Source organism: Micromonospora sp. NPDC048887, from assembly GCF_040649715.1.
Lineage (GTDB): Bacteria > Actinomycetota > Actinomycetes > Mycobacteriales > Micromonosporaceae > Micromonospora.
This window is the reverse complement of record NZ_JBEZGA010000001.1, coordinates 445590-457624: the sequence shown is the minus strand read 5'-3', so window position 1 is coordinate 457624 and position 12035 is coordinate 445590. Positions and strand designations below refer to the sequence as shown.

Annotated in this window: 7 protein-coding genes; 3 read left to right on the top strand and 4 right to left on the bottom strand. The window is 74.7% G+C overall.

Annotation, left to right across the window (positions count from 1 at the left end):
• Window positions 1–107: 107 nt before the first annotated feature.
• Window positions 108–2465 (top strand): pyruvate dehydrogenase, encoded by a 2358-nt coding sequence (locus tag AB0C17_RS02135; RefSeq protein ID WP_357388231.1) that lies wholly within the window; start codon window positions 108–110, stop codon window positions 2463–2465.
• A 445-nt stretch (window positions 2466–2910) separates the two neighbouring features.
• Here AB0C17_RS02135 and AB0C17_RS02130 read toward each other — a convergent pair whose 3' ends face one another.
• The 3 genes from AB0C17_RS02130 to AB0C17_RS02120 all read right to left on the bottom strand — a co-directional run bounded on the left by AB0C17_RS02130 (window position 2911) and on the right by AB0C17_RS02120 (window position 7646).
• Window positions 2911–4524: a metallophosphoesterase gene (locus AB0C17_RS02130; RefSeq protein ID WP_357476277.1), complete on the bottom strand. Its 1614-nt coding sequence runs from the start codon at window positions 4522–4524 to the stop codon at window positions 2911–2913.
• Between the two features lie 54 nt (window positions 4525–4578).
• A complete protein-coding gene (locus AB0C17_RS02125; protein WP_357388229.1) occupies window positions 4579–5754 on the bottom strand; it encodes a PQQ-dependent sugar dehydrogenase in 1176 nt (391 codons plus the stop codon).
• 86 nt (window positions 5755–5840) lie between these two features.
• Window positions 5841–7646 carry a SpoIIE family protein phosphatase gene (locus AB0C17_RS02120; RefSeq protein WP_357476274.1) on the bottom strand — a complete coding sequence of 602 codons (1806 nt, stop codon included), beginning with the start codon at window positions 7644–7646 and terminating at the stop codon, window positions 5841–5843.
• Window positions 7647–7789: 143 nt separating this feature from the next.
• Here AB0C17_RS02120 and AB0C17_RS02115 point away from each other — a divergent pair, with 143 nt between their 5' ends.
• Window positions 7790–8716: a 2-hydroxyacid dehydrogenase gene (locus tag AB0C17_RS02115; protein WP_357388225.1), complete on the top strand. Its 927-nt coding sequence runs from the start codon at window positions 7790–7792 to the stop codon at window positions 8714–8716.
• A gap of 7 nt (window positions 8717–8723) precedes the next feature.
• Here the strand turns inward: AB0C17_RS02115 and AB0C17_RS02110 are convergent, their stop codons facing one another.
• On the bottom strand, window positions 8724–9107 hold the full coding sequence (locus AB0C17_RS02110; RefSeq protein WP_357388223.1) for a PH domain-containing protein: 384 nt from the start codon (window positions 9105–9107) through the stop codon (window positions 8724–8726).
• Window positions 9108–9678: 571 nt separating this feature from the next.
• On the opposite strand from AB0C17_RS02110, the gene AB0C17_RS02105 reads away from it, so the two are divergent.
• Window positions 9679–12033, top strand: coding sequence for an EAL domain-containing protein (locus AB0C17_RS02105; protein ID WP_357476272.1), 2355 nt, complete (start codon window positions 9679–9681; stop codon window positions 12031–12033).
• Window positions 12034–12035 lie beyond the last annotated feature (2 nt).

Sequence of the window (12035 nt, the reverse complement as noted above, 5' to 3'; positions counted from 1 at the left end):
CGTGCAAGGAAGGGCCCCTTCTTAACGCCTGGTGCATGGGAAGGGGCCCTTCCTAACGCCTCACCCCACTCACGGGGCGTCAACGGCGACGCCCGGATGGAGTCACCGTGAACCAGCACGACCTCGACGTCCTCGACGAGATCCAGCGCCGGGTGCTCTGGCTCGCCACCCGCATCGTCGACGCGGCCAACCACGACCGCGACACCGGTGACGGGGTGAAGGTCGGTGGCCACCAGGCGTCGAGCGCCTCGCTGGTGACCGCGATGACCGCGCTCTGGTTCCAGCACCTGGACGCCGAGGACCGGGTCGCGGTGAAGCCGCACGCCTCGCCGGTGTTCCACGCCATCCAGTACCTGCTGGGCAACCTCGACCGGTCGTACCTGCCGAAGCTGCGGGCACGCGGCGGGCTCCAGTCGTACCCGTCGCGGACCAAGGACCCGGACGAGGTGGACTTCTCCACCGGCTCGGTCGGCCTGGGCGCCGCCGCGCCGCTGTTCGCCGCCGTCACCCGCCGCTACGTCGACGCGCACTTCGGCCCGCGCCCGCACTCCCGGTTCGTCGCCCTCATCGGCGACGCCGAGCTGGACGAGGGCAACATCTGGGAGGCGGTCGCCGACCCGGCCACCACCGGGCTCGGCAACGTGATGTGGCTCGTCGACTTCAACCGCCAGTCGCTGGACCGGGTCGTCCCCGGCATCCGGATCAACCAGTGGCGCGGCCAGTTCGAGGCGGCCGGCTGGCACGTCGTGGAGGTCAAGTACGGCCGTCGGCTCGCCGAGGCGTACGCCCGGCCGGGTGGCGCGGCGCTGCGCGACTGGATCGACCGGATGCCCAACGAGCAGTACCAGTCGCTGTTCGGGCTGGCCGGGCCCGCGCTGCGCAAGCAGTTCCTGGACGGCGCCCCGGCCGAGGTGGCCGCGTTCGTCGCCGACATCGGCGACGACGAGCTGGGCCCGCTCGTCACCGACCTGGGCGGGCACGACGCGCAGGCCATGCTCGACGCGTACGCCCAGTGCGACGCGGTGACCGACCGGCCCAGCGTCGTGTTCGCGTACACGGTCAAGGGCTGGGGCCTGCCCATCGCCGGCAACCCGCGCAACCACTCGGCGCTGCTCACCACCGAGCAGGTCGACGCGCTGCGCGCCGCGCACGGCCTGACGCCGGAGACCGAGTGGGACCGCCTCGACCCGGCGTCCCCGGCCGGTATCCGGGCCGGCGAGCGCCGGGAGGCGCTGTCCCGCCCGCCGCGCGAGCGTGCGCTGGGCGTCACCGTTCCGGAGACCACGAGGGTACGCGCGAACAAGCCCGTCTCCACCCAGGAGGCCTTCGGCCGGGTGCTTGTCGACCTGGCCCGCGATCCGCAGGTCGCGCCCTACCTGGTGACCACCGCGCCGGACGTGGCCACCTCGACCAACCTGGCCGGGTTCATCAACAAGACGGGCGTGTTCGCCCCGACGGAGCAGCGTTCCTGGACCGAGGACCGGATGCTGCGCTGGACCGAGAGCCCCGCCGGGCAGCACATCGAGCTGGGCATCTCGGAGATGAACCTGTTCCTGCTGCTGGGCCAGCTCGGCCTGTCCTGGGACCTGTCCGGTCAGCCGCTGCTGCCGGTGGGCACCGTCTACGACCCGTTCGTGCTGCGCGGTCTGGACGCGTTCCTCTACGGGACGTACTCCGGTTCCCGGTTCGTGGTGGCCGGCACCCCGTCGGGCATCACGCTCGCCCCGGAGGGCGGGGCGCACCAGTCCACCATCACCGCGTCGGTCGGCCTGGAGCTGCCGGGGGTGACGTTCCTGGAGCCCGCGTACGCCGGCAGCCTCGACTGGCTGCTCTGCGACGCGCTCGGGCAGATCGCCGGTGGTGCCGCACCGGCCGCCACAGCCGCGCCGGCCGAGGACGGGGCGTACTACTTCCGGCTCAGCACCCGGCCGGTCGACCAGGCGCCGTTCGAGGCGGCCCGGGCGCGGCTCGGGGACGCGGTGCTGCGGCGGCAGGTGGTGGCCGGCGCGTACCGGCTCGTCGACGCGCACCAGGCGTACCCCGATCTGGCTGATGCCCCGGTCGTGCAGCTCGCCGCCTCCGGCGCGGTGCTGCCGGAGGTCCTGGCCGCCGCCGCGGAGCTGGCGGAGGAGGGCGTGGCCGCGCACGTGGTCGACGTGACCAGCCTGGACCGGCTCTACCGGGCGTGGCAGCGGACGCTGCGCCAGGGTGTGCGGACCGCTACCGTGCCGAGCGTCCCGGGCGCGCTGCGGTCGGCGTTCGCCGACCGGGTGCCGGTGGTCACCGTGCACGACGCGGCCTCGCACGCGATGGCCTGGCTCGGCTCGGCGGTCGGCGCCCCGGCGGTGCCGCTCGGCGTGGACGAGTTCGGCCAGTCCGGCAGCGTCCGGGAGCTGTACGAGCTGCACGACCTGCTGCCCGGCAGCATCGTCAACGCCGCGCTGGCCGCGATCGCGCTGCGCTGACGGCTCGCGCCCGGTCGGTCGGCTCGCTGGCTCGCCAGCGCGCCGGCTCGCGCCCAGTCTGTCGGCTGCGCGGCTGCGCCGGCTCGCGACGACGGCGGGTCGCTGCCGGCCGGTCCGGGTGGCACGACAGCCCGCTGCCGTAACGGAAGGTCATAAGCGATTTCGGTTGCGGAAAGTGACTGCCTCTGCGGTCGGAGGTATGGCCTCGTGCCGCCTTTGCTCTGCAGCCAAATCCGCAGCACCACCCTGAGCTGGGGCGGAATGGATCGCTCGCTGCTCTGCACCCATCCGCGCGGTGACTCTCGGTGCCTGCCGCGCCGATGGGTGCAGAGCAAAGGCGGCGGTGGGGCATCCCGGTGCCGGACGGCTTCATGACGCGCAGTGACCGGGTGTCACGCGGCAGGGCGCCCGGCGTGGCCGCGAGGAAGGCGAGGATCCGGGACGGTCAGCTCGTGGGGGTGGGGCTCAGGGTGGTCGTACCCGGCGACGGCGACTCGGAGGGGCCGCGGGTGGGGGTCGGGGTGACCGGCACCTGGTCACCCTTTGCCGGGTCGCGGATGACGTGCCGCTCCAGGTTGACCTGCGACTGCCCGGTGCCGCCGACTGTGATGTCGTCGTACGCCTGGAGCAGCTTCTGCTGGTCGAAGTAGAGCACCGTCATGGTCAGCGGAGTCGGCTTCTCGCCCTCCAGGCCGCGCAGCCCGGCCCCGCCGGTCGAGCCCTGCACCATCAGCGTGGTCGGCTGCTTGCCCTCCACCTGCGGCAGCTTCGACACCTGCCGGGAGTGGGTGTGCCCGGAGAGCACGAGCGGGCAGGTGCCGGAGAGCGGGCCGGCCGAGGCGGGATCGTGGATGAGCGCGATGTCCACCTTGCGCGGCGACTTCTCGATCGTGGCGGCGAGCTGTTCGCCGGCGCCGATCACCTGGTCGGCCACGGCCGAGGTGAGGCCGCTCCCGGCCGGTGAGGTCTCCTTGTCCGGGGTGAAGCGGGGGTCGCCGAGGCCGGCGATGGTCAGCCCGCCGACTGTGGTGACGGAGTTGTTCAACACGATCGCGTTCGGCTGCTGCGCCACCGCGGCGGCGGTACGCGGCGAGTCGTGGTTGCCGCGGATGAACACGTACGGCTTCTTGAGCAGGCCGATCGAGCCGACGAACGACGCCTCCGGCTCGCTGCCCCAGTCGGTCATGTCGCCGGTGTCGACCACCACGTCGATGCCGAACTGTTCGACCACGGTACGGATCAACTGCCAGCCGGTCGGGTTGAGGTGGATGTCCGACACGTGCAGCACCCGGGTGGTGCCGGGCGACGGCTGCACCACCGGCAGCGCCGAGACGGTCGTGTAGAGCTTGCTGACGTTGCCGACCAGCCGCTGGAGCTGCTCGGCGTACTTGGTGTAGTCGTTCGCGATCCGCCGAGCGTCACCGACGATCGCGGGCGCGTTGACGAGCAGGCCCTCGTACCGGGGCTCCTCGATGGCCTGCGGGCGCAGGGTGCTCGCCGCCGTCCCGAGGCTGCCCGCCGTGATGACGAGCGCCATACCGCCGGCCCACGCGGTACGCCGGACGTCCCGGAAGACGAGCGCCGCCAGGATCAGCGTGGCCAGCACCACCGAGGCGAGCGTACGCAGCCCGAGCCGCATCACGCCGTCGCGGACGTCCTGCACCGCCGACTGGCTGGCCCGGCTGATGCTGGCCGGGTCGTCGAGGAGCGCCTCGGTGCGCCCCTGGTCCAGCGAGCCCACCTCGACGGTGAGGTACGCCGGGCCGTCGTGGCTGTCCAGCAGCAGCGCGCCCAGGGGAGGGATGTCGACGGTGGTGCCGCCGCTCAGTGACGGGCTGAGCTTCAGCTCGGCGCGGAACGGGCCGATGTCGGTGCCGACGTGGCCGCCCGCGTACGTGCCGATCACGATGCCGCCGAGTGTGACAGCGAGCAGAGCCAGCACGACACCCAGCCGGCGCAGCCGGTTACCGGGCCGCCACGCCGTCACGCGGCGGGCACGCCCGCGCTCCGGAGACGTCTCGTCCCCGGTGCGGTGCTGTTCGTTCTCGTGGCCGTCCATGCTGAGATCCTGACCTGCCCCTTGCGCGATCTTGACAAACCCGCCCGGCCCGGATCAGCTCCGGCCGGCGCCCCCGTCGGCGAACACGAGTCGCAGGATGCGGTCGTCCTCGGCGGTGGGGGTGCCCCTGCCGTCCCGGTTCGAGGTGCTCACCCACAGCGAGCCGTCCGGCGCCGCCGCGACGGCCCGTAGCCGACCGTACCGGCCGGTGAGCAGGTCGCGTGGCTGACCGAGGACGGTGCCGTTGCCGGCCAGCTCCACCAGCCAGAGCCGCTGGCCGCGCAGGCAGGCGGCGACGAGCACGCGGTCCGCCGCCGCCAGGCCGGAGCAGGACGCGTCACCGGTGGGCCACTGCGTGATCGGGTTCACGTAGCGCTTGTCGTCGCCACGCCCCTCGACCCGGGGCCATCCGTAGTTGCCGCCCTTGTTGATCTGATTGATCTCGTCCCAGGTGTTCTGGCCGAACTCCACCGCGTACATCTTCTTGTCCGGCGTCCAGGCGAAGCCCTGGACGTTGCGGTGGCCGGTCGACCAGACCGGCGACCCGGCGGTGGGGTTGCCCGGCGCCGGCTTGCCGTCCGGGGTGATCCGGAGGATCTTGCCGCCGAGGCTCTTGGCGTCCTGGGCGTTCTCGGTGCGCCCGGCGTCCCCGGTGCTCGCGTAGAGGTGGCCGTCCGGGCCGAAGCCCAGCCCGCCGCCGTTGTGCGTGCCGGACTTCGGGATGCCGGTCAGGATCGGCTTCGGCGCCTGCCCGAGCTGCATCTTCGCGATCCGGTTGTCGTTCTCGGCGGTGTAGTAGACGAAGACCGTGCGGTCCCGCTCGTACGCCGGGGAGACCGCGATGCCGAGCAGGCCGCCCTCGCCGCCGGCGGCGACGTCCGGCACGGTCTGCACCGGCCGCACCGCCAGGCCCTCCGGGCCGGACTCCGGGCCGACCTGGAGGATCCGCCCCTTGTCCCGCTCGGTCACCAGCGCGCCGCCGTCGGGCAGGAACGCGATGCCCCACGGCACCTCCAGCCCCTTGGCCAGCACCGTGGCGACCGCCTGCTGGCCGGCCCCGCCGGGACTCGCGGTGCTCGACGGTGTGGGCAGGTTGGGCGGGGCGCCGGCCGGATCCGGCTCGGGCTCGCCGAGGGCACAGCCGGCGGCGCCCAGGAGCAGCGCCGCGCAGGACGCCGCCAGCGCCGTCCGGAGGCGGCTGACACGGGGGTACGCAAGACGCGGGCTCACCCGCCCCAGCCTAGCCGTGTGGACCGGCGAACCGGGCGCGTCGCGCGGACGGCGGCCCGTACCCGGCCCGTTCGGGGGAGTGCTGTTCAGCCGGCCCGCAGCGCGAGCAGGGCGACGTCGTCCTCCCGCTGGTGTGCGGCGGCGAGCAGCCGGTCGCAGAGCAGGTCCAGCGAAACGCCCGGCCCGGCGGTGCCGAGATGGGCGAGCAGCTCGGCCTGCCCCTCGTCGATCGGCTGGTCCCGGCGCTCGATCAGCCCGTCGGTGTGCAGCAGCAGCGTGTCGCCGGGAGCCAGGGTCAGCGTCCGGCCGGTGCGCCGGGGCGGGCGGGCCAGGCCGAGCAGCGGCCCGCGACCGTCCGCCACCGCTACCGAACCGTCGGCGCGGACCAGCAGCGGCGGCGGGTGTCCCGCGTTGCACCAGGAGACCACCAGCCCGCCGGCGGCCGGGCGGACCCGGGCCAGCACGGCGGTGGCGACGGTGGGCACCCGCAGCCCGCCCATGGCCCGGTCGAGGTGGGTCACCAGGTCCTCCACCGGATCGTCCCGCCCGTACGCGTTGCCCCGCACCAGGTTGCGCAGCTGGCCCATGGTGGCCGCCGCCTCGATGTCGTGCCCGGCGACGTCACCGATCGCGGCGACCACCTCGCCGTCGGGCTGGACGAAGGCGTCGTACCAGTCGCCGCCCACCTCGACCCGGTCGGCGGCCGGCAGGTAGCGGGCGGCCAGTTCCATCCCGGGCACGGCCGGCAGGCTCGGCAGCATGCTGTGCTGGAGCACCTCGGCGACGTGGCGCTGCTCCCCGTAGAGGCGGCTGTTGCCGACCGCCTGTCCGGCGCGTACCCCGATGTCCTGCGCGGTGCGCAGGTCGCTGGCGTCGAAACCGCGCCGTCCGGGCCGGTTGACCAGCGTGACCGCCCCGATCACCCGGTCCCCGACGGCGGTGATCGGCACGGTCAGGTGGGAACCGATGCCGAGCCGGTCGGCGAGCGGCACCAGCTCCGGGCGTGTGGTGCCGCGCGCCACGTCGTCCAGGTCGGCCGTGGCCCGCACCGCCGGCCGCCCGGTACGCAGCACCGACCGGATCTGCGACTCCGCGCTGAGCCCGGTGGTCAGCAGCCCGGCGAAACGGGTCACGTCGGCCGCGCGCTCGGCGTCCCGGTGCAGGCCGGTGACCGTGCGTGGCCGGCCGGCCGGGTCGACGAGCGTGATCAGGCACCAGTCGGCGAGCAGCGGCACCATCGCGCGCCCGAGCCGGTCGACGGCGGTGGCCACGTCGAGCGTGCCGCCGAGCATCTCGCTCATACCGGCCAGCATGGCGAGCCGGTCGTGCGCCTCCTCGGCGCGGCGGCGCGCCTCCTCGGCACCCCGGACCGCGATGCGCAGCCGCAGCTCGGAGGAGCACGCGGCGGCCAGGTCGGCGAGCGTACGCAACTGTTCCCCGGTCCAGGCCCGGGGCTTGCTGTCGATCGCGCAGAGCGAGCCGAGCACCCGCCCGTCCAGGTCGGTCAGGGGCATGCCCGCGTACGCCACCACGCCCAGGTCCTCGACGGCCAGGTTGAGGCGTACCTGGGGGGAGAGGCGGGCGTCGGGCAGCACCAGCGGCATCTCGACGTCGACGACGTGCTGGCAGAACGAGTGGGTCAGCGGCGTCTCCCGGCGGGCCGCCCACGGCTCCGGCAGCCCGGTCGCGCCGGGGAAGAACTGACGGTCGGCGTCCACCAGGGAGACGAGCGCGACGGGCACGTCCAGCAGGTCGCCGACCAGCCGGGCGAACCTGTCGAACGCCTCGTCCGGTACGGCGTCGAGCCGGGTCTCGTCGAGTGAGCGCAATCGGTCGGGATCGGCGAGCGCCGGAATCGGCACGGACACCCGTCCCCGGCCGTCCTCGCTCATCGCCACCGCCCTCGGCAAGCGGAACACCCGAGCGGCATCCCGCTCTCGGTTATACCCCGCTGGGCCGCCACTCCATTCCCGGCGCGGTGTTCGTCACGGGTCACGCCGCGCCGGCCGGCCCGGGGCCGATATCGTCGGCGGTCGTGAAGGCATGGATCCCGCACCCCGAGGGCCGCAGACTGCTCGGCGAGCTGCCGCCCGGCGTCACCGTGGAGGTGCTGGACGACCCCCGGCGGCTTCCGTCCTCCCCGGCCGGGATGCGGTTCTGGGTTCCGCCGTTCCTGTCCGGCCCGGACGCCGGCGCGCTCCTGGCCGAGCTGCCCGACGTCGAGGTGGTGCAACTGCTCTCCGCCGGCGCGGACGCCTGGGCGGGACGGATGCCCGACGGCGTGACGCTCTGCGATGCCCGGGGCGTGCACGACTCGCCCACCGCCGAATGGGTGGTCGCCGCGATCCTCGCCTCGCTACGCGGGTTCGCGCCGCTGGCCCGCGCGCAGGCGCGGCGCGAGTGGGCGTACGACGAGGTGGCGCCCACCGACGAGCTGGCCGGCAAGCGGGTGCTGATCGTCGGCGCGGGCTCGATCGGCACCGCGGTACGCGATCGGCTCGCCCCGTTCGAGGTGAGCTTCACGCTGGTGGCCCGTACGCCGCGCCCCGGCCAGGGCGTGCACGGCGTCGACGAGCTGCCGGCGCTGCTGCCCGAGGCGGACGTGGTGGTGCTGCTGGTGCCGCTGACCGAGCAGACCCGGGGCATGGTCGACGAGCGTTTCCTCGCCGCGATGCCGGACGGCGCGCTGCTCGTCAACGCCGCCCGCGGTCCGGTGGCCCGCACGTCGGCGCTGGTCGCCGAGCTGGCCTCGGGTCGCCTGCGCGCGGCGATGGACGTCACCGACCCGGAACCGCTGCCCGCCGACCATCCCCTGTGGGAGCTGCCGAACGTGCTGCTCACCCCGCACGTCGGCGGCTCCGTACGCGGACTGCTGCCGCGCGCGTACCGGCTGGTGGGGGAGCAACTGCGCCGGTACGTGGCCGGGGCGGAGCTGACGAACCGGGTGGTCGACGGCTACTGATCCCTGCTCACCGATCGGCTTCGGCGTCCGGTAGCTCCTGCCCGGTGACGGCGATCAGCCGGGGCAGTTCGGTGGCGCGTACCGCCGGCAGCACCACCACCTCGCCGTCGTCGAGGCGGGCGACGGCCCGTCCCTTGCGATCACCTGCGAGTTCGGCGACCCGGTTCCACGGCACCCGGCGCTGCCCGGCGAGCGCCCGCAGTCGCAGCTCCCGGGCGTCGGCGTCGGTGCCGGCGCGCCACGCCCAGACCACGACGGCGAGCGGCACGAGCAACACCCAGAGCAGCCACCAGCGGGCACTGGCCACTGGAAGCGCGCCGATGGTGGCGACGATCGCGGCGACCAGGATGGCCTGGTTGTGACGGAAACGTACGGTATCGGCGCGGCTCACCCCCCGATGATCCCACCCGCCCAGCCCACCCCACCCCGCGGGCGTCCCCACCCCCGTCCGAGCCACCCCCCGTCCGAGCCACCCTCCGTCCGAGCCACCCTCCGTCCGAGTCCCCCGCCGTGCGAGCCACCCCGTCCGAACCGCTCGCCGCACCGCGTAGCCGGTGCCCACCGACGATCTTGGTACGGCTCCGCCCCTCCCGGGGCGGTCCGATACCAAGATCTGCGCGGGTCGGAGATCTTGGAAGCGTTGGGCCTCTTGGGGGGCCGTTTGCTTCCAAGGTCTGGTGGGCCGGGGGGATCGGCGGGAGTGAGCGGCTTGCAGGCGATCGTGAGCCGGCACTGCGGAGGGGCGGTGTGACGGATGTCACTGGCTGGGTGACGTTGCTGGGCGCTTCCGGGATCGTTTCTAGGCGTGGCCGCAGTGGTCCCCGCCGATGCGCCCCGCCAGCCCGCACGTCGTACCGCGTACCGCAACCGCACCGCCCCCGTGCCCCCTCACGAAGGCGACCGCCGTGCCCGTCCCCCCTCCCGTCGCCCCCCGTCGGCGATCAGCCCTGCACGATGTCGCCGTGTCGCTCATCGGCGCGGCCTTCCTCCTGGCGGGCGTCGCCGGTGCCCTGCCCGGCCCGGCCGCCGCCGCGCTCGCCGTCGCCGGAGGCTTCGCGCTCGCCTGCGTCCGGCTCGCCTGGCTGGCCGGAGCCGCCGCGCCGGCCGACCATCCCGCACCTGCCGACGGTCCCGCAGTGACCGGCCGTTCCGCGCCGAACGGCTTGCCTGCGCCGACCGGCCGTTCCGCGCCGAACGGCTTGCCTGCGCCGACCGGCCGCCCCGCGTCGAACAACCTGCCCGCGTCGAACGACCAGCATGCGCCGACGGATCGGCCCGTGACCGGGCGGCGGGCTCGCCGGGCCGCGCTGTCGCGCCGGGTCGCCGCGTTCCTGGACGCCGCCGTCCTGGCCGCCGGGCTCACCGTGGCGGTGCTGCCGCTGAGCGCCCCCGCGCACCGGTTGCCGATCGCACTGGCCGGGCTGTCCCTCACCGGTCCGCTGCACGTGGCGGCCCTGCTGCGCCTGCCCGGCCGGTCGCGGCTGTCCGGTCCGGAGCTGGTGCGCCGTACCGTCGACGTGCTCGCGCTCGGCGTCAGCCTGGTCTTCGCGGGCTGGATGCTGTTGCCGGGCGGCCCGGTCCCGGCCGTCGCCGCGACCGCTGCGACGGGCGGCGCGGTGGTGCTCGCCGTGCTCACTGTGGTGGCGGTCGCCGAACGCCGCCGCCGGCCGGGTGCCGCGCGCTGCCACGCCGGGGCCGCGCTGACAATCGGCGGGTTGACGCTACTTGTGGTGCTGCTGGCGTACGACGCGCCGGACCGGGCGTTGCCGGTCGTCGCGGCGCCGCTGGTGGCCGGGGCGCTGCTCACAGTCGCCGGTGTCCGGCGCACCTCGGGCGGGGAACGGCCGGATCGGGACGTGGCGTCTGCCGCGTGGCCGCGCCTCACGGCGCCGGCCGGGATCGCCGGGCTCGCCGCCGGGATCCACCTGGGCGCGGCCGGGGAGTTCAGCACCGGCGCGATGGCACTGGGGCTGGCCGTCATACCGCCGATCATGGTGGGTGAACTGCTCGCCGCCGCCGACCAGCGCCGCCGGGTGCAGCGGCTCGCCGCCCGCGAGGCGTGGTTGCGGCGCCGGCTCGGACCGGCCGCCGGGACGGCCGGGCCCGTGCTGCTGACGCGCGCCGATCTGGTCCGGGTGATGGCGCACCGCAGCGGCGGCGCGCTGCTCGTCGTCGACCTGCACGGTACGGGCGGCGCCGTGCCGGACGGGCCGGTGCTCATCGAGGCGGCGCGTCGCCTGCGGGCGGGCTCCGAGACGCACGATCTGGTCGCCCGGCTCGGCGACACCGAGCACGCGGTCCTCACCGACCTCGGTCCGGTGCTCGCGTACGCGCTCGGTCTGCGGCTGCTGGCGGCGCTGGCCGAGCCGTACCCCCGGCCCGGCGGGGTCGTCCGGCTGGGGGTGAGCGTCGGGCTGGCCGAGACCAGCGGCGGCGATCCGGAGGACGTGCTGCGCCAGGCGGACCTGGCCCGCCGCCGGGCGGCGCAGCTCGGCCGGGACCGGGTCGAGTGGTACGACGCCTACCTGGAGGAGCAACTGGTCCGCCGCCTGGACCTGGAGCGGGAACTGCCCGGTGCGGTGGCGCGCGGTGAGCTGGACCTGGTCTACCAGCCGGTGGTGGCGCTCGCGGACCGGATGCCGGTGGGCACCGAGGCGTTTCTGCGCTGGCGCAGCCCGGCGCTGGGCACGGTGCTGCCGGCCGAGCTGCTGCCGGTGGCGGCCGATCTCGACCTGACCGGTGAGATCGGGCGGTGGGTGCTGGATCGAGCTTGCCGCCAGCTCGCGGCGTGGTCGGACGGCGGTCGCGAGCTGTGGATGGCGGTGAACGTGACGCCGCGGGAGCTGGCCGCGCCGGACTTCGTGGCGCGTACCGCCACCGCGCTGGCCGCTTACGACGTGGTGCCGGACCGGCTGGTGGTGGAGGTGTCCGAGCCGGTGGTGGGCGCCGAGCTGTCCACTGTGGTGCCCCGGCTGGCCGGTCTGCGGTCGATCGGCGTGCGGATCGCGCTCGACGACTTCCGGGCCGAGCACGCCTCGCTCGCGCAGCTGCGCCGGTTGCCGATCGACCTGATCAAGGTGGGCCCGCACCTGGTCGGCGCGGGCGGGGACGGGCAGCGCCCGCTGATCGACGTGGTGGCGAACCTGGCCGACCGGCTCGGGGTGGAGCTGGTGGTCGAGGAGCTGGAGTCGGAGGGGCAGGTGGCAGGTGCGCGCCGGGCGGGCTGCCGGTACGGCCAAGGGTTCGCGCTGGCCCGCCCGGCGACCGCCGAGCGGGTCGAGGCGTGGTTCGAGGAGTACCCGTCCACCACGCGCTGAGC